We start from the raw sequence: 17,048 nt of genomic DNA, 5'->3' as shown, positions 1-17,048 counted from the left end.
ACATGGGAGGCACCCAGCATGGCGGAGCGCCGCGCCCGGCCCGCACCGACCACCAGGAAGCACGGCTGGCGGCGCGCCTCCCAGGGCGATGCGGCGCCGGCGACCGGGAACGGGAACGGGAACTCCGGTGATGTCGCGTCCGCCGCCCCGACGGGCGCGACATCACCGGACGCCGCGAGCGTGGTGCATGCGGCGCTCTATCGGGACGGCGTCCGCGTCGCGACGCCCGCCTCCCTCGCCGATACCTTCCGCGAGCTCCGCGAGCAGCAGGACGGCATGGCCTGGATCGGTCTCGCCCGCCCCACCGAGGCGGAACTCCTCTCCCTGGCGGCCGAGTTCGACCTCCATGAGCTCGCCGTCGAGGACGCGATGGAGGCCCATCAGCGCCCGAAGCTGGAGCGGTACGGCGCCACGCTCTTCGTGGTCCTGCGCGCGGCCCGCTACCTGGACGCCCCCGAGGAGGTCGACTTCGGCGAACTCCACGTCTTCGTGGGCCCCGACTTCGTCATCACGGTCCGCCACGGCGCGGCCCCCAACCTCTCGGCGGTCCGCCGCCGCATGGAGGAGACCCCCGATCTCCTCAAGCTCGGCCCGGAGGCAGTGCTCTACGCGATCCTGGACGCGGTCGTCGACGGCTACGCCCCGGTCGTGGCCGGCGTCCAGAACGACATCGACGAGATCGAGACCGACGTCTTCGGCGGCGACCCCGAGGCATCCCGCCGCATCTACGAACTCTCCCGCGAAATGGTCGAGTTCCAGCGCGCCACCCGCCCCCTGGTGTCCATGCTGCACGCCCTGATGGCGGGGTTCGCCAAGTACGGCACGGACGAGGAACTCCAGCGCTACCTGCGCGACGTGGCCGACCACGTCACCCACACCAGCGAACGCGTCGACGGCTTCCGCCAGGCCCTGACGGACATCCTCACGGTCAACGCGACGCTGGTGACCCAGCAGCAGAACGCGGAGATGAGGGCGCTGGCGGAGGCGGGGTTCGAGCAGAACGAGGAGATCAAGAAGATCTCGTCCTGGGCGGCGATCCTGTTCGCACCGACGCTGGTGGGAACCATCTACGGCATGAACTTCGAGACGATGCCCGAGCTGAAATGGGCGGCCGGGTATCCCTTCGCGATCCTGCTGATGGCCATGGTCTGCGTGAGCCTGTACTTCATCTTCAAGCGGCGGGACTGGCTGTAGGGCTCTGTCGAGCCCTCTGGGGAGAATCTGGGGAGAATGGGCGGCCCTGGGGACCAGCTACGTACGCAGTCTCGGTGAGTGTTGACTGAACGGCCACATGGGCCCGGCGAGTGGTCGAGCCACGCTGGACTGTGGCTGCGAGATTCACGAGCATGGCCACGAGCGGCGGCTGGAGCATCAGTGGTGCGCTGGGGGGAGGAAGACGTACTCCCTGCGTGTTCGCCGCAAGAGCCTCACGTTCCTCACGCGCTGGCGAGGTTGTCTGCTTGACGAGACTGCTGCAGCCCAAGACGCATGTGACTGCACGAAGGTGTCCTGGGGGTTCCGTGACCTGCGCCGACGCTGCAGCGACATGTCCTCCCGCGTGTTGCGTCAACCTAAAAGTCCCGCGGGCGGCGGCCCCAGGCGGAGATCATCGGCGCGGTGCCCAGGTCGAGGCCGCCCGCGGCGATGTTGGCCAGGTGGCGGTCGATCTCCTCGTCCGTGGCCAACCCCGCAGCAACGAGCTTGGCGCGGACCTGGCGGACGGTGGCCTCCTCCAGCACGGTGCACTCAGGCGAGGTGATCGGGAAGTAGGCATCGGCTTCGACGTCGGCCAGCCCTGCCTCGCGCAGCAGCCGCGGCAGCTTGCGCCCGTATGCCAGATCCGCGCCGCGCTGCCGCAGCAGCTCACGGCAGCCCCGGCGCAGCCTGTTGGCCAGTTCCTGCTCGGGCCCGTACTCGTCGGGGTAGATCAGCGGCTGCAACGCCGGGTCGCCATCCTCAAGCACCAGCCACCCGCCGGGGCGAAGCGCCTCGACCATCGACCGCAGGGCCTTGTCGCGGTCGGCGACGTGGACCAGTACGAGGCGGGCGTGGATCAGGTCGAACGGCCCCCCGGCCGGGGGCGCCTCGGCCGCCACGTCGTGGCGCAGTACCTCGAAGTCTGCTGTCTCCCGCATCCAGGAGGTGTCGATGTCGGTGGCCACCACGTGCCCCGCCGGGCCGACGCGCTCGGCCAGCCAGGCCGGCACGCTGGGCCCACCGGCCCCGACCTCCCAGCACCGCCACCCCTCGTCGACCCCGACCGTCTCGAAGTGCCGGAATGTCGACGGATCGAAGAGCGCCGACAGCGCGGTGAACCGCTCCCCCGCCTCGGCCTGCCGATTGTCCAGGAGGTATCCCTTGCCGGAGATGTCCCGCGTGTCCCGCGCCATGGCCCGATCAACTCCTTTTCCACATCAGTTGGTTCCGCACACGCGACGCCCGATTTCCACCAGGCGCAAACCGATCACGGAGGGACGCCGCGCATCAACGCTCCGGCGTGCGTCGGCGGAGAGCCTGAGCGCGTAAACACTGCTGTCCTTGTCGTCGAGGACGGGTCCGAGATAGTGATGGCCTGTCATATGGCACCAGGCCGGCAAGTCGAGCGGAGCAGCCGGGTCGGTCGCGATGACATGTACGACGGCACTCGGCTTGGCTTGGCTTGGGCGATTGCGGCCCGTAGTCGTATGAGGAGCGTTACGCAGAGCAGTCCGGTGCCGTCGACGGTGATGTCCGCTTCCGCCACGGTCTCCTTGAGCAGCACCATGGCCGACAGATCGAGCCGGTGGCTGCTGCCGCCCCCAGAAGCGACGGCGTACTGCTTCGTCAACGTGGCTATGCCGCATATGCGTTGCAGGAAGTTGAGGCGGACGGGGCCGCTTCGGTGGCCAGGCGGGCGAGCACGGCGCGGATCAGGGCGTTGACCACGGCGGGCTGTTCCTGATGCGGCATGTGTCCCGCCTCTTCGATCACGTGGAACTCGCCGTACGGGGCCAGCTCGGCCAGCGTCCGGGAGACCTCCAGGGGGACCTGGGAATCGAGTCGGCCGTGTGCGAAGACCGCGGGCACCATCAGCCGGCCGAGTGCCTCGCGCGGGTCGTAGACCGCGAGGTCGGCGAACAACTCGTTGATGAACGGGCCGGATTGAAGGATCCGTCGCACCGTCTGCCGCGCCAGGTCCGGATCCGCCGCCGGGCCGAACCACTGCGGGACCCAATCGGCCAGAGTCTCGGTGCGATCGACGGAGAGCGCCGTCCGCAGCGAGGGCAGGGTGTCGGACATGCCCTGGCTCGGCCAGTAGCCGGGCCCGTCGATCGACACCACGCCGGCCACCCGCTCCGGCGACTGGAGTGCCGCCTCCAGAGCGAAGGCCGCCCCCATCGAGTTGCCCACCAGCAGGGGCCGATCCAGAGCCAGTACGTCCATCAGCCCCAGAATGTCGGCGGCGTTGGCGGCGATGGTGTTCCCGGCGGCCGGATGGTCGGTTCGGCCGCAACCCCGCCAGTCCACAGTCACCACGCGGTGGTCGGCGGCCAGATCGGCGACCTGGGCGTCCCAGACCCGGCCGCTGGTGCCCCAACCGTGCAGGAACAGCACCGGCGCTCCGGTCCCACCGTCCGTGTAGTACAGCCGGATCCCGTTCGTCTTGGCGTACGGCATCGTCATGCCCCTCTCTCGTCCGCACCGCTCCGTTCGGCCGCGGTGTTGAGCAGGGCCAGTTCACCGCGGTGACGCGTCCCGACCAAGACGCAGTCCGCTCGTACACTGATCAAGAACCGTGATGAATCCGGGGCAGGGGTGGAATGGAACTGCGTCAGGTCCGCTACTTCGTGGCGGTCGCCGAAGAACTGCACTTCGGCCGGGCCGCCGCGCGGATGCACATCGTTCAGCCGACCGTCAGCCAGCAGATCCGGCGGCTTGAACGCGAACTCGGGCTTGACCTGTTCGACCGCACCACACGCCAGGTCACCCTCACCGCCGCCGGCGCCGCCTTCCTGCCGCACGCCCGCACCATCCTGGCCTCCGAGCAAGCGGCACTCCACGCGTTGGACGGCCTTCGGACCATGGCGGCCACAGTGCTGCGCGTCGGCACCAGCGTCGGTCTCGGAGCGCGCCTCGAACACGTCCTCACGACCCTCGCGGACCGCTCCCCGAAACTGACCGTGGAACTGGTGAGTGCCGCATCCACCGCCCGGCTACAGGCCGTACGCGACGGCGAACTGGACGCGGCCTTCGTACGCGGACTGACGCACAGCCCCGGCCTGGACCTCATCCCCGTCTGGCAGGACCCCCTCGTGGCAGCGCTCCCCGCCACCCACCCTCTGGCCGCCCGCACCACGGTGCCCCTTGCCGACCTCGCCCACCTCCCGCTGCGCATCGTCCCCCGCGAGACCAACCCGCAACTCGTCGACCTGGTCATCGAAGCATGCCGGAACACCGGGTTCGAACCCGTCCTCGGCCCCGCCTTCACCACCGACCAGGACACCCTCGCCGCCATCGCGACCGGCAAGCCGAGCTGGACCGTCTTCTACGCCGCCCAGGCACGGTTCCTGCAGACCGGCCGCGCCGCCTTCCGCCCCTTCGCCCCGCCCGGCCTGACCGCCGAAACCTTCCTGGCCGTCCACCCCGCCACCCCCGCGCGCCGTCTGGCCCCTCTCCTCGACGCCTGCCGCGCCGCCGGGGCTGACGGCGCCGGCCCCGACCTCTCGTATAACCGCTGAGGTGCCATGTCCCGGGCCGGCAGGCAGTCACCTCGTGCGGCGGCCGAGCATGTCCTCATGCGCATCGCGGGCCCGCGCGAGGTCGTACTCTGCGCCGACCAGCGGCCACAGGCGACGCCGCGCCGTGAGGTCGAGCAACTCCTCCAGCGCCGCACCACCGGCCCCGTGCCGGGCGATGAGCGGGATGAGCCAGAAACCGGCGACGGTGATGCTGTCCACCGCGAGTCGGCTCGGCGCAATCGCGGAGGCTGTCTGCCGGGACGAGGCGCCGTACGTCACCAGCCGGCCGAGATACCCGAGTGCGTCCAGGGCGGAGTCGAGGACGGGGCCGCCGACGGCGTCCAGGATGACGTCGACCGGGCGCCCGTGATGGGCGTCGAGGACCCGCTCCCGGTAGCCCTCCGCAGCACCGTCGATCGCCGCGTCCGCGCCGAGTTCGAGGGCCGTGGCGCGCTTCTCGTCGGACGATGCCGTGGCGATGATCCGTCCCGCCCCGAACTCTCGGGCCAGCTGCACGACGAGACTCCGCCACCGGGTCCGGCACATGCTGAAGATGTTCGCCCGGATCGTGGGCCGACCTCGTTGGCTCACTCCTTCAGGTAGTAGAAGTGGATGGGTGAGTTCGGCGTGAAACCGATACGCGGGTATACGGGGGCCCCGGCGACTGTCGCGTGCAAAGTGGCGCGGGTCAGCCCGGTGGCTCGGGCGCCCTCGTGCAGCGCCTTGCGCGTGACCGCCTCGCCATAGCCCCTGCGCTGCCACTGCGGGTCGGTGGCGACGAAGGAGACGAAGAGGCGGCCTTGCGCTTCGACCGTCGCGGCGCACGCCACCGGAACGTCGCCTCGCATGCCCAGGTAGGCGTACACCTCGCTCTTCCAGCGCGCGGATCCGACCAGGCCGTCGCGGCCTTCCTCCAAGGGGAACCCGTAGGCGCGTGATTGGAGGTCCGCGTAGGCCCGCAAGTGCTCGTCGGTGCGCACACGCACGAACGTCAGGTCGGGGTGGACCGGGTCGGGGACGGGCAGCAGGTCTCCGGCCATTCCCGTGCCGGGGAAGGCGTACTGCAGGCCTGCCTGCTCGGCCGCCGTGGCCAGCGCGGTGCGAGCCTCGTCGTCGAGGAGGTCCTCGAAGAGCCACAGGAAGCCCGGGTGTTTCTTCGCGCGCATGATGTCCGCCGCCTGGCTCAGGCGTTGTGCGACGAGATCGGCTCCTGCTCCTGCGTCGGTCAGAGCGATGCAGTTGAAGAACGAGAATCGGCAGTCGGCCCAGCGGACGGCGATGCCGGGGAGGTCGCGCACATCCGCGTCCGCGTCGCGGTCGAGCACCATGGCCCGCCAGGCCACAGCGAGCTGCTGCGCCGATTCGATGGACTCCGTGAGGCCAGTCACCGTACTCCCATGGGTAGTTGAGGGTGTTGAGGGTGGTGTTGCAGTGTCACCGTCATCAGATGATGCCTTCGAACTGTTTGTCCTCGGTGGGGGAACCGGAGCGAGGCACGTGGTAGGAGTCGCGTCCGAAGCGCCGCCACAGGGCGGCTATGAGGAAGGCCACCACTACGGCGACGGGGGTGTAGTTGAAGGTGGTGGCGGTGATCGGGCTGCTCTGCGGCAGCAGGAACAGCACGGTGACCGCGGCCGCCCACACCACCGCCACCCAGCCGATCGGCCGGCTCCAGCGGCCCAGGTGCCAGGGCCCTGGGGTGAATCGGTCGCGGTGGAGCAGTCGCAGCAGCACCGGGATGGCGTAGGCCGAGGTGAATCCGACGGCCGAGATGGCGGTCACCGCCGAGAACGCCGTTGGGGAATACAAGGACGGCAGCGCGAGCACGAACGCCACGGCGACCGCGAGCCAGACCGCGTTGGCGGGGATGGCGGTGCGGCGGCTGACCTTCTTCCAGCGCGTCGATCCGGGCAGGGCACCGTCCCGGGCGAAGGCGTAGATCATCCGGCTGGCGCTGGCGGTCACGGTGTAGCCGCACAGGAACTGGGCCACGATGATCACAAGGAGCAGGGCCTTGGCCGCCGCCATGCCCAGCGCGTCCAGAAGGATCTGCGCCACTGGTACGCCGGTCGGTCCTGACAGGGTCGTGGTGTAGTCCTGGATGGCGAACAGCAGTGTGAGCAGCAGGATGCCGCCGGCGATCCAGGACACCGCCACCGAGCGGAAGACTCCGCGAGCCGCGGCGACGGAGGCATGGTTGGTCTCCTCGCTCAGGTGGGCCGAGGTGTCGTAGCCGGCCAGGGCGAAGACCGGAAGCAGCATGCCAAGGAGGATCACGTATACCGGGGCGCTCCAGCCGGTGTTGTTGGTGAACTCGGAGAAGACGAAGCCGGCCGACTGGTGGTGGGAGGGCACGAGTGCCAGGGAGCCGATGATGACGACGGCCCCTGCCAGGTGCCACCACGCGCTCAGGGACGTCAAGATGTTCATCAGCCGGGTGCCGAAGAGGTTCAGGACCGCGTGCAGCGCGAGGATGACCGCGTACAGGAGCAGCAGGGACTCCGGGGTCGGCGTGTAGCCGAACTGCAGGTTCATCCACGCGGCGGTGAACGTCGCTATGCCGTAGTCCTGGGCGGCGATTCCGCCGAGCAGGCCCAGGAGGTTGAGCCAGCCCGTGTACCAGCTCCACCGCTCGCCTCCGAGCTGGCGGGCCATGTAGTACAGGCCGCCGCTGGTGGGGTAGCGGGAGGTGATCTCCGCCAGGGACGCGGCCAGGCACAACACCAGCGGCCCGACGGCGAGCCACCCCCACGTGATCACCGCGGGGCCTCCCGAGTTCAGGCCGTAGCCGAAAAGCAGCAAGGTCCCCGACATGATCGAGATGACCGACAGGGAGGCCGAAAAATTGCCGAAAGCCCCCATCCGGCGGTGCAGTTGCTGGGTGTAGCCCAGCGACTGGAGGATGCGCGCGTCCTCCCCGTCGTCGTCGACCGGGTTCGGCTGCTGGCGTGATGTTGTTCGTGATGTTCTTACTGAAGTCATTGGTTCTCCGTCATGGGTGTTCTCCCGTATGCCGCGGGTGGGATCTCAGGCAGGCGACGCGGTCCTCCTCGAATGCCTTCCGCCACTGCTCCTCGGGGTACCGGGCGTCGTACTGCCACGGGGCAGGAGTGGCGAAGTCGCCGATGGCATCGAAGACTTCGGTGGCCCACCGGGCGAAGCCGCCCCTCGCCAAGGCGTATGCGAGGTGGTTCAGATCCAGCTGGGAACTGGTGGCCGGATCGCACTTCTGGAACCAGCCCTCGAATGCCTGCGTGACGGCCCGGGTGGTGTCCTCCCTGGTCCACAGGAGGTTCAGCATGACCTCGGCGCCTCTGTCCCTTCGCTCCCGGTGCTCCTGCACACGGGCGTAGAGGGGCAGCAGAAGCAGGGGCGAGTCGGGCGGCGCGAAGGAGACCGTCCAACGGGCGAAATCCGTCGCGACTGCCTGGCGGCCCGCCGGCCCCGGGCGGGCCTGGAGCGCCTGGGACATGCGATGCCATGCCTCGCGGTTGAACGGATCTCGCCGGTGCACTTCCCCCAGCAGGCCCCATGGCCCGCCGGGCAGCAGATACTCATGGGCTGGCGGAGCCACGTGATGCTCCGGGTAGCGCCCTGTCACGTCCGTTTCGGCCAGGGCCAGGCGACAGATCCAGGGCACCGAGTCGTCGGGATTCCCCTCGCCCGCCTTGCGGCACGCCTCCCGGGCCCGGGCCACCAGCTTCTCCAGGTCCCCTGCCCGCCGGTAGTCACGCGCCCAGTGCCTCCGGTGGGCCTGCAGCACCCGTTCGGTGGCGACTCTGGCGTACATCACCCGGGCAGCGAGGCTCTCCGGCTCCTCCTTCAGCCATAACTCCACAACGTTGGCCTGAGCTGCGACAACCCCAAGGACCTGAGTACGGGATGTCCACTGCGGCCAGGTGCCCGTTCGGGCAAGGACCTGCCGCATCTGCATCCAGTAACCCGCCTGAATGTCCTGCACTGCCGCATAGAGGTCTGCGTCCCGGCCGACCGGGTTCGCCCGGCCGGCCGGGTTCGAACTCTCCATCAGCGCCCCCCTCGGCCGGCCGGGGCGCGGCCCGCCGGGTGGTGTGAGCACGACACCGAACGGTGTGCACTGGCGGGCATCGGCAGAAGGACCCTCGGGGCAGTTGGGACGGGGTGGCACGGTCGCGCAAAGGACAGCGGCGTGGGCCGACGGGCAGGGCGGAGACGACCGCTGGCGCATAACCCTGCCGGCGGCTTTCGCTCTTGCCCGGGCTTTCGCTCTTGCCCGGTAGCGAGTGCCTGACAGGAACTTAAGTGCCTGGAGAGGCGCATGACCAGAGAATCCCTAGATTGTTTGGTTGCTCAGATGCAGGTTTCGGCCATGCGGAGGGCGAGCGTCGCCATCCGTGACCGGACCTGAGTCAGACCGCGGCGGCGAGGGCCTCGCACTCGTCGTCGGTGAGGGTGATGGAGGCAGCCTGGGTGTTCTGCTCCAGGTGGGCGGTCCGGGCGGTGCCGGGGATGGGGAGGATGACCGGGGAGCGCTGCAACAGCCAGGCAAGGGCGAGCTGGGAGGGACTTGCGCCATGCCGCTTGGCGGCGGCGTCGAGCGGTCCGCCGGTGCGGGCGAGCTCGCCGGTGGCCAGGGGGAACCAGGGGATGAAGGCGATGCTCTGGCTCTCGGCGTATTTGAGGACGTCCTCAGCGCTCCGGTTGGCGAGGTTGTAGAGGTTCTGCACGGAGACGATGTCCGCGAGAGCGCACGCCTCCTTGAGCTGCTGGACGGTCACTTCGGAGATGCCGATGTGGCGGATTTTTCCCTCTTGCTTGAGCAGGACGAGCTCTCCCAACTGCTCGGCGAGCGGCACCTGTTCGTCGATACGATGCAGCTGGTAGAGGTCGATACGTTCGACGCCGAGGTGACGCAGGCTCAGCTCGGCCTGCTGGCGCAGGTACTCGGGCCGGCCCATGGGACGCCAATCGTCGGGGCCGGGTCGGGTCAGCCCGCCCTTGGTGGCGATGACCAGGTCGTCGGCATAGGGATGAAGGGCCTTGCGGATGAGCTGCTCGCTGACGAACGGGCCGTAAGAGTCGGCCGTGTCAATGAAGTTGATGCCCAACTCGACTGCTCGGCGCAGCACACGTACCGCTTCGTCCGGGTCTTTGGGCTCGCCCCAGATGCCGGGGCCGGTGAGTTGCATGGCGCCGTAGCCGAGACGGTTGACTATCAGGTCTCCGCCAAGGGCGAAGGTGCCGGACGTGTCTGCCGGACGGGACGTGTTCATATAGCCCATCTCTTTCCAATTGGGAACTGTGTAGTAACGGCGGTGCTCATTGTAGGCCGAACTCCCTTGTGATGGGCGGGAGTTGGATAGTCTTGAACGGAAGAATCACCATGTGATATACGAACTCAATGCCTTTACATCGCCCCTTCCGCTTCGGTGTCAACATGTTCGCTTCCGAATCGCGACGCGAGTGGATCGCGAAGTGCCGCAGAGCCGAGGAACTCGGTTTCGATGTAGTCGGAGTAGCCGATCACCTGGGATTCCCCGCGCCGTTTCCAGCAATAGTGCTCGCGGCCGAAGCGACCGAACGGGTACGGCTGACCACATTCGTGTTGAACACACCGTTCTACAACCCCGTCCTTCTCGCGCGTGACGTGGCGAGCACCGACCAATTCGTCGACGGGCGCATGGAAATCGGGCTCGGCGCAGGCTATGTGAAGGCCGAGTTCGACACCGCGGGGATACCGTTCCCCAGCGGCGGAAAGCGCGTCGAACAACTGGAACAGACTGTCACCACGTTGCGCCGTCTGTTTGCGGACACCGAATATCAGCCGAGTCCGGCCCAGCCGTCCGGACCACCCCTGCTGATTGCTGAATCTCCTGGTGCAGGAGGTGATTCCGCCCGCCGAACGCACCGCACTGCCTGACAGGTTCGCGCCGCAGCCGCCCGACGCCGAGCACCGCCCCGAGGAGGTGCCCAGCGTGTTGACCGGAACCCCCGCGGATATGGCGCAACAGATCAAGGAACGCCGCGAACGCTACGGCTTCACCTACTTCACGGTAATGGAATACAACATGGAGAACTTCGCGCCGGTCATCTCCGCGCTCCGCTGAATCGAAAGGGGTGACCCGAATTCCCATCGGCTCCAGAACCACCCTCATGCTGCTGCGCCACGGTGAGACGCCATTGACACCGGAGAAGCGGTTGTCCGGCAGCGGCGGCTCCGATCCGGCGTTGTCGGAGACCGGGCAGCGGCAGGCCGAGGCCGCCGCGAGGATGCTCAAGGAACGCGGCGCGGTGCAGGCGGTGGTGTCCTCACCGCTGCGCCGAGCCCAGCAGACGGCCGAGGCGGCGGCACGACGGCTCGGCCTGGACGTCCAAGTCGACGAAGGGCTCACCGAAGCGGATTTCGGTGTCTGGGAGGGGCTTACGTTCGCCGAGGTGGGCGAGCGCTACCCGGACGAACTCGCGGCGTGGCGCGCCTCTCCGGCGGCGGTGCCGGGCGGAACCGGGGAGACCTTCACCGCGGTTGCGCGCCGGGCCGCGCTCTCGCGGGACCGGCTCCTGGCACGGTACGCGGGGCAGACGGTGTTGGTCGTTTCGCATGTCGGGGTGTTGCGGACGCTGGTTCGGCTGGCGCTCGGCGCGCCGCCCGAGTCGCTGTTCCGGATGGAGCTGTCGGCGGCATCGCTGTCGGCCGTGGCCTATGACGGGGACGGGACCGCGTCGGTGCAATCGCTGAACGACACGTCGCACCTCGCGGACCAGCGCTGACCTCGGCAGCCGACGAGGGCGCTGCCCGGCACAGCGCCCTCGTCGGTCAACGTCGAATCGTCTTGGTACGCATGAGGAATTCAGCGAGGTAGCCGTCGTGCGGCAGCCCGTGCTCCATCCACGGAGTCGGATGGTCACCGACGTACACATTGGCGATGGTCGGCTCGGCCACCAATGCGTCGATCAGGTCCTCGTCGGTGGTGACGGCAGTGAGGACGAGGGTGTCGCGCAGCGGCCGGATCCCTGCGTCGCGGTCCCACGGTGCAACCCACGCACAGGGGAAGCCCAATTCCATCCCGAGCTGTTCGGCGAACGGGCTGTCGAGCTGGTGCACCGCCGGCCGGAGCGCCGCGGAACCATCGCCGAGATCGCCGACGATGCTGTCACCGCCGAGCCACGCCTTGGTGCCCGCTGCCCGCTGCCGCAGATACGCGTCCCACCGACGGGCGGGATCGATGGGCATCACGGGCAGGACCGCGCGTTCGTCCGTCGGGGGCAGGCTGGGCAGCGCGGCGAGGCGTTCGGCGATCGCCGCGGCCACGGGGGAAGGGTCGCCCTCGACCAGTACGCCGGTGGCGTTGACGCAGCCGACGCCCCCACCACTGCTGATCGACTCCACGATGGTGTCGACGATCGGCTCCCAGTCGGTTTCGGCGGTGATGAGAATCTTGGAGCGCCCGGGGCCCTGCGGCAGGATGCGTCCGTCGCCCGCGTATTTGCCCACGACATCCGCGCCGCCGTACACCATTCCGAGGTCGGCGTGCCGGAGGATGTCGTCGGCCACATGGTGGTCGGTGGGCAGGAACGCGATTCCGTCGTCGCCGAAACCGGCCTCGCGCAGGGCAGTGACCAGCCGATGCGGGGTGAACGGCTCACGACGGGAGGGACGCACGGCAACGCGATAGCCGAGCGCGAGGGCATCGAACCAACCCTGGTGCACCGCAGGGTGGTTGCCCGCCGCATGGACGGCGAACACCTCACCGCGCCGGGTCCACACCGCCGCACCGCCCCGAGCCCGTGGATCGCGCCACGAGCCGACCGCAGCGGCCGGTCGCGCGTTCTCCACGGTGTGGTGGATCAGCTCGGCGGCCCGCGCGATGTCATCGGTGGCATTGCGCACCACCGTGATCGGTATTCCGGTGACCGCGCTGACGGTTTGCTGATATTCCTGCGGCGTCAGTCCCGCGATCGACTGCGTGGCGAAAGCCCGGCCCGCCTCCGCGAACGCCGCGATCCGTGAGTCGACGGGTAACACCGGCGCTCGGCGCAGAGCCTTTATCGCGCGGGGGATGTAGAGCGAGGGTGCGAGGCTGAGTGTCGCGACCTCGTCTCCGGCAAGATCGCGAATGGTCTCCTGGCGCCGGGACCGATAGGGGCCGCCGGGGCCGAGAACGTCCAGGGGCAACATCAGTACACGCCCTCGATCACCTTCGTATCGCCGAAGGACGCCACGGGGGCGACGTCCGCGACCGCATCACCGAAGCCGCCGTCCAACGGTGCGATCCGGGTTGCGTAGTCCCGCTCGATGTTGTTGACCAGCAAGGCACTTCGGCTCAGGTGATGCACGACTATCTGCCCGCGCTCGCCGTACGGAACGACCTTGCCGGTGTCGGGGTCGATCACCCGGAATGTGGTGTACGGAGCGAAGGAGTCGAATACGCACGGCTCGTCGGCACCTAGGCCGGGGCGCTCCACCGATGTCCCCAGCATCATCGTGCCGCCGTACCCGCCGACGAACTTGGCGCTTCCGAACACCTCGTCGCGCAGCAGGTCCCGGGTGTCGGCGTCCAGATGTGTACCGCCCCAGATGATCGCGCGAACCTTCCGGTTCACCAGCTCGACCAGATCGTCGTCCTGCGCGAGGCGCTCCAGCATCGGCGGGGTGGCGAAGAGGACGCCCACGTCCTGGCCGGCCAGGATGTGGCCGACCTGTTCGACGAGGTGATCGGTGTAGGCCTCGACCATGTCCATGCGGCTCTGCGCGATCAGCTTCTTCACCCATCGCGGGTCCAGATCGATGCTGAAGTTCAGCCCGCCCCGAAGCATCGCGGTGTCGATCGCCATCGCTCCGACATTGTGCGGCCCGGTGGGAACCGCACTGAGCCAGCCGACATTTCGGGGTACGCCGTGAGCATCCAGTCGCTCGCTGAACCATTCGACGCTGCGCCGATGCCACTCCGCGCTGTACGCCACTCGCTTGGGCTGCCCTGTGGTACCGCCGCTTTCGTAGACGGCCGCACCGTGCTCGTCGCCATAGCCACGGGGAATCAGGTCACGGACGCCGACATCGCGCAGCTCGTCCACCACATTGGGGAACAAGCCCAGATCGTCGAAGTCCCGGACATCGGTCAGCGGATCGAAGTCGAGGTCCTCGGCCCGCTTCAGCCAGAACGGTGACCCGGTCTCCGGACTGAAGTGCCACCGCATCATCTCCCGAACGAACTCTCCGCCAGTGTGCTCAACCATGGATTTTCCTCTCGAAAGAATGGAACAGATACCGGCCCGGCGCACCGTCTCCGCGATCTTCTTTCCTACGCGGTCTCGGCCGAACCACTGAGGCAGCGGGCGGTGGAGAGACCGGCCGTGTCGATCCAGGATTCCTTGCCGAGCACGAGGTCTCGGATGATCTCTCCGGCGGCAGGCGCTTGGCACAGTCCCTGACCGGAGAATCCAGCCGCATAGAGGAACGGGCGGGAATCATCGCGGCCGATGAAAGCCATCCCGTCCGGACTGACATCGAGGTCTCCGCTCCACCCGTGCTCGATGCCGCTGCCGGCGAGGGCCGGGAAGGCCGTGCCGAGGTGGTGTGACACCCGTTGCAGCCAGGCCTGTCGGGTCTCGTCCGGAGCGGGGCGGCCCATCCCGACGAGGATGCGGTCTCCCCAGCTTCGGATCCGCAGGCTGGATGGGTGCATGGTCATCGGCAGCGCGTCGCGCGGGGCGCCGGCGGGGGTGTCGGTCAGGAGCATGTCGACGGGGTACGTGGTCACAGGAATGCGTACGTCGGCCAGGGCGGCGACCGTTCCCGCCCAGGGGCCTGCCGCGCAGACGACGGTGTCGGCGCGGATGCTGCCCGCGGGCGTGTGGACCCGCCCGTCCGGGTCGATGCCGGTGACGGGTGTTTCCGTGTGCAGGACGGCGCCGGCCTGTTGGGCGGCCGTGGCATAGCCACGCACGATCGCGGCGGGATCGCAGGCGTAGGCCTCGGGCGACCAGGCTGCCGCCAGGATGGTTCGCTCGTCGACCAGCGGGTTGAGCCGCGCCGCTTCAGCCGCCGTCACGAGTTCGACCTCAACTCCGGCTGCCTGCTGGGCAGTTCGAGTGTCCCGGAATTCCTGCACCTGCTGTTCGTCGGTGAACAGCACGAGCAGGCCGATACGCTTCAAGCCGAGGTCGTTTCCGGTCCGTTCGGTGAAGGCGTGGTAAGCCGCCAGGCTCCGGACGGCGAGGCTGCTGATGAGAGCGTTGCCGGGAAAGTAGGTACGCACAACGCCCGCAGTGGTCCCGGACGATCCCGATCCGAGCGCGCCACGCTCCAACAGGACGGTATCTACGCCTGATTCGGCGAGTTGGCACGCTGTCGAGTTGCCGATGACACCCCCGCCGATGACGACGGCGTCCGCGCGTTCGGGGAGCCGGCTCACGACTGGCGGACCGGTTCACTGGGACGCAGTTGGCGCAGGTGATCTCCGGAGTCCCACGGGTACAGGTGCAGATTCCAGCCGCCCAAGCAGTTGACGTAGAGGGCCAGTTGGCTCACCACACTCAGGAAGTCGTCGCGATCGAGCCGGTCGAGGCAGGACAGGAAGCGCTGAGTGAAGCTCCACAGCTGCTCCAGGCCGCAGTAGATTCGCGGCGGTCAATTGCGGTATACGGTGGCCGCCTTCGGCTCCCGCCTTGCGGACCTCTGCCAGGATCGGCTTCTTCGTCGAATAGACCGAATCCCAGATCGCCTGCCCGGCCTCCAGGAGTGCGGGCATGTCCTCCTGCCGGATCTGGCCCACCGGGGAGGCCGGCATCGGTTCGGTCAACTCGCCGTACTTGATGCCTAAATGCTGTAACGCGGAGCAGAATACGGTCCCATTGGGCGCATCGCGTCGATCCGGGATCCGCGTGGACGCGGACAGATGCAGCAGCGACGGTATCGGTGCCGCGTGATATAGATGCTCTCCCGCCACCAGCGCGTGTCCCTGCAGGCTTTGGTAGGGCAAAGACTCCCACAGCGCGTCGGCGAGTTCAGCGTTGCGACCGTCGAGTTCCGCGGTCACGGTGATACCCAGGTCGGGCCAGGCGATCTCGACGTGCCGTCCGGAAAACGTTTCAGTCAAGGCTTTCCCCTTCGCTCAGTTGACCTGTTCGGCAACTCCCTGCGATCAAGCCTCAACGTACCGGCGATCAAGCTCGGCCCCACCCCTAATCACCCCCCTATCGTCGCGGCCGCCCCACCCCAGCGCGCCGCCCGCGACCGGCTCCGGCCAGGCCTGACGGCCCGCACGACGCAGTGAGGGTCTGCGGAGCGGCCGGGCTCCGCCCCTGCGCCGCCAGTGCCGCGACCTTGCGCTCGGCCTCGCTGAGCACGGTGAAGCCAGGGGGGTTCTTCTGAGGGGTCGGAGCATCGTCCTGTTTCTCCGCGTCACCGATTCTCTGCAGCCGCCAGTAGAGCGGTTCGGCACCGCAGAACTTGGCCATGCGCTTCGCCTGATGTGCGCTGAGCCTGAATTCGGCGAACCGGCCGTACTCCAGTTCGACGTCGCTGGCATCGGCGAGCGCGATGGCCAACTCGAGCTGATCCCCGGCTCTGAAGAGAACCGTCACCGCGTCCCTCAGCATGGACGCCCGGTCCGGAAGGTCCAATGTGGCGGCCATGATGCGCAGGGAACAACCGTGCACTCGCTCGTCCTCGACGTTCGTCAGCGTCAACTGCTCCTCGAGGACGGCTCTGGCGCTGAGCGGGTCCTGGAGAATCAGCCACGTCTCGGCCAGGTCGCTCCGCCAGGGGATGAAGTTGGGGCGGTCGAGGCGAGAATTCACGAGGAGGGTGCCGCATTCTTGGAGATCCGCCAGCGCGGCGTACGGCCGGTTGATGGCGATGTAGAAGCGACCGCGGGCGTGTAAGAAATGTAACCAGAATGCGTTCTGATGAGCCTCGGGAAGTGCCTCCTTTATGAGCACCTCCGCATCGCTCGTTCTGCCCATGGCCGTGGTGGCGTGGACGAGACAGGACAGCGGCAGACCGACGGCCGCACCCCAGTTGTGCGGAGGCATCACGGTCAGGGCTCGGCGAGTATGCCGCTCGGCATCGACCAGGTCGCCCCTGCGCAGCGCCACCATCCCCTCGACCGCCGCAAGCAGGGCCACCCAGGCCACGGCCCGATGTGCTTCCGCCTCCGGCCCGAGCCTTGCGCACCAGCGCTGGGCGTCGTCCAGTCTGTTGTCGTAGGCCAGTGTGAGCAGAGCGGACAGCACGGCGACCGGCAGGGCATAGGCAAGTCTGCAGCTCTGCATCGCCGGTGTCGCGGATGGCTGCGGTGTCCGGGGCTCCGGAGGTGCTTTCTGCCTTTCTCGCGGGGGTTGAACTTCCGC

At 68.2% G+C, this 17,048-nt stretch carries 15 protein-coding genes and 2 pseudogenes; 4 read left to right on the top strand and 13 right to left on the bottom strand.

Annotated features, from left to right (window positions below; translation table 11 throughout):
• Window positions 1–18 precede the first annotated feature (18 nt).
• A complete protein-coding gene (locus AB0O76_RS16325; RefSeq protein WP_365490748.1) occupies window positions 19–1,194 on the top strand; it encodes a magnesium and cobalt transport protein CorA in 1,176 nt (391 codons plus the stop codon).
• A 377-nt stretch (window positions 1,195–1,571) separates the two neighbouring features.
• On the opposite strand, the gene AB0O76_RS16320 is transcribed toward AB0O76_RS16325, so the two are convergent.
• The 3 genes from AB0O76_RS16320 to AB0O76_RS16310 all read right to left on the bottom strand — a co-directional run bounded on the left by AB0O76_RS16320 (window position 1,572) and on the right by AB0O76_RS16310 (window position 3,663).
• On the bottom strand, window positions 1,572–2,390 hold the full coding sequence (locus tag AB0O76_RS16320) for a methyltransferase domain-containing protein (protein ID WP_365490745.1): 819 nt from the start codon (window positions 2,388–2,390) through the stop codon (window positions 1,572–1,574).
• Window positions 2,391–2,575: 185 nt separating this feature from the next.
• Window positions 2,576–2,827: a hypothetical protein gene (locus AB0O76_RS16315; RefSeq protein ID WP_365490742.1), complete on the bottom strand. Its 252-nt coding sequence runs from the start codon at window positions 2,825–2,827 to the stop codon at window positions 2,576–2,578.
• Between the two features lie 5 nt (window positions 2,828–2,832).
• Window positions 2,833–3,663, bottom strand: coding sequence for an alpha/beta hydrolase (locus AB0O76_RS16310; RefSeq protein WP_365490739.1), 831 nt, complete (start codon window positions 3,661–3,663; stop codon window positions 2,833–2,835).
• A gap of 137 nt (window positions 3,664–3,800) precedes the next feature.
• On the opposite strand from AB0O76_RS16310, the gene AB0O76_RS16305 reads away from it, so the two are divergent.
• Window positions 3,801–4,718: a LysR substrate-binding domain-containing protein gene (locus AB0O76_RS16305; protein ID WP_365490736.1), complete on the top strand. Its 918-nt coding sequence runs from the start codon at window positions 3,801–3,803 to the stop codon at window positions 4,716–4,718.
• A gap of 27 nt (window positions 4,719–4,745) precedes the next feature.
• Here AB0O76_RS16305 and AB0O76_RS16300 read toward each other — a convergent pair whose 3' ends face one another.
• The 5 genes from AB0O76_RS16300 to AB0O76_RS16280 form a co-directional block, all read right to left on the bottom strand.
• Window positions 4,746–5,234 carry a zinc-binding dehydrogenase gene (locus AB0O76_RS16300; RefSeq protein WP_365490733.1) on the bottom strand — a complete coding sequence of 163 codons (489 nt, stop codon included), beginning with the start codon at window positions 5,232–5,234 and terminating at the stop codon, window positions 4,746–4,748.
• Between the two features lie 71 nt (window positions 5,235–5,305).
• The gene (locus AB0O76_RS16295) at window positions 5,306–6,106 is read right to left on the bottom strand and encodes a GNAT family N-acetyltransferase (protein WP_365490730.1); all 801 of its coding nucleotides are present in this window, start codon (window positions 6,104–6,106) and stop codon (window positions 5,306–5,308) included.
• Window positions 6,107–6,161: 55 nt separating this feature from the next.
• Window positions 6,162–7,700, bottom strand: coding sequence for an amino acid permease (locus AB0O76_RS16290; protein WP_365490727.1), 1,539 nt, complete (start codon window positions 7,698–7,700; stop codon window positions 6,162–6,164).
• Window positions 7,701–7,710: 10 nt separating this feature from the next.
• A complete protein-coding gene (locus tag AB0O76_RS16285; RefSeq protein ID WP_365490724.1) occupies window positions 7,711–8,745 on the bottom strand; it encodes a hypothetical protein in 1,035 nt (344 codons plus the stop codon).
• Between the two features lie 361 nt (window positions 8,746–9,106).
• On the bottom strand, window positions 9,107–9,970 hold the full coding sequence (locus AB0O76_RS16280) for an aldo/keto reductase (RefSeq protein ID WP_365490721.1): 864 nt from the start codon (window positions 9,968–9,970) through the stop codon (window positions 9,107–9,109).
• A gap of 128 nt (window positions 9,971–10,098) precedes the next feature.
• On the opposite strand from AB0O76_RS16280, the pseudogene AB0O76_RS16275 reads away from it, so the two are divergent.
• Window positions 10,099–10,804: pseudogene (locus AB0O76_RS16275) on the top strand (LLM class flavin-dependent oxidoreductase).
• A 46-nt stretch (window positions 10,805–10,850) separates the two neighbouring features.
• Window positions 10,851–11,465 carry a histidine phosphatase family protein gene (locus tag AB0O76_RS16270; RefSeq protein ID WP_365490718.1) on the top strand — a complete coding sequence of 205 codons (615 nt, stop codon included), beginning with the start codon at window positions 10,851–10,853 and terminating at the stop codon, window positions 11,463–11,465.
• Between the two features lie 46 nt (window positions 11,466–11,511).
• Here the strand turns inward: AB0O76_RS16270 and AB0O76_RS16265 are convergent, their stop codons facing one another.
• The 5 genes and pseudogenes from AB0O76_RS16265 to AB0O76_RS16245 form a co-directional block, all read right to left on the bottom strand.
• Window positions 11,512–12,873: an aldehyde dehydrogenase family protein gene (locus AB0O76_RS16265; RefSeq protein ID WP_365490715.1), complete on the bottom strand. Its 1,362-nt coding sequence runs from the start codon at window positions 12,871–12,873 to the stop codon at window positions 11,512–11,514.
• Entirely contained in the window at window positions 12,873–13,931 is a 1,059-nt protein-coding gene (locus AB0O76_RS16260) for an AMP-binding protein (protein WP_365491533.1), read from the bottom strand. Before AB0O76_RS16260 ends, AB0O76_RS16265 begins: the two co-directional genes overlap by 1 nt.
• 65 nt (window positions 13,932–13,996) lie before the next feature.
• The gene (locus AB0O76_RS16255; RefSeq protein ID WP_365490712.1) at window positions 13,997–15,109 is read right to left on the bottom strand and encodes an FAD-dependent oxidoreductase; all 1,113 of its coding nucleotides are present in this window, start codon (window positions 15,107–15,109) and stop codon (window positions 13,997–13,999) included.
• On the bottom strand, window positions 15,106–15,270 hold the full coding sequence (locus AB0O76_RS16250) for a hypothetical protein (RefSeq protein ID WP_365491530.1): 165 nt from the start codon (window positions 15,268–15,270) through the stop codon (window positions 15,106–15,108). The genes AB0O76_RS16255 and AB0O76_RS16250 overlap by 4 nt, the downstream gene beginning before the upstream one ends.
• A 620-nt stretch (window positions 15,271–15,890) precedes the next feature.
• Window positions 15,891–17,048: pseudogene (locus AB0O76_RS16245) on the bottom strand (hypothetical protein); the annotation flags it as partial.

The organism is Streptomyces sp. NPDC086554 (genome assembly GCF_040686095.1).
Lineage (GTDB): Bacteria > Actinomycetota > Actinomycetes > Streptomycetales > Streptomycetaceae > Streptomyces.
This window is presented reverse-complemented; position numbering and strand designations above follow the sequence as displayed.

Bases quoted from the DNA above. Each gene is read 5' to 3' on its own strand.
- AB0O76_RS16270 (WP_365490718.1), top strand. From the start codon at position 10,851: ATGCTGCTGCGCCACGGTGAGACGCCATTGACACCGGAGAAGCGGTTG.
- AB0O76_RS16305 (WP_365490736.1), top strand. From the start codon at position 3,801: ATGGAACTGCGTCAGGTCCGCTACTTCGTGGCGGTCGCCGAAGAACTG.
- AB0O76_RS16285 (WP_365490724.1), bottom strand. From the start codon at position 8,745: ATGGAGAGTTCGAACCCGGCCGGCCGGGCGAACCCGGTCGGCCGGGAC.
- AB0O76_RS16265 (WP_365490715.1), bottom strand. From the start codon at position 12,873: ATGTTGCCCCTGGACGTTCTCGGCCCCGGCGGCCCCTATCGGTCCCGG.
- AB0O76_RS16280 (WP_365490721.1), bottom strand. From the start codon at position 9,970: ATGAACACGTCCCGTCCGGCAGACACGTCCGGCACCTTCGCCCTTGGC.
- AB0O76_RS16320 (WP_365490745.1), bottom strand. From the start codon at position 2,390: ATGGCGCGGGACACGCGGGACATCTCCGGCAAGGGATACCTCCTGGAC.
- AB0O76_RS16260 (WP_365491533.1), bottom strand. From the start codon at position 13,931: ATGGTTGAGCACACTGGCGGAGAGTTCGTTCGGGAGATGATGCGGTGG.
- AB0O76_RS16325 (WP_365490748.1), top strand. From the start codon at position 19: ATGGCGGAGCGCCGCGCCCGGCCCGCACCGACCACCAGGAAGCACGGC.
- AB0O76_RS16310 (WP_365490739.1), bottom strand. From the start codon at position 3,663: ATGACGATGCCGTACGCCAAGACGAACGGGATCCGGCTGTACTACACG.
- AB0O76_RS16290 (WP_365490727.1), bottom strand. From the start codon at position 7,700: ATGACTTCAGTAAGAACATCACGAACAACATCACGCCAGCAGCCGAAC.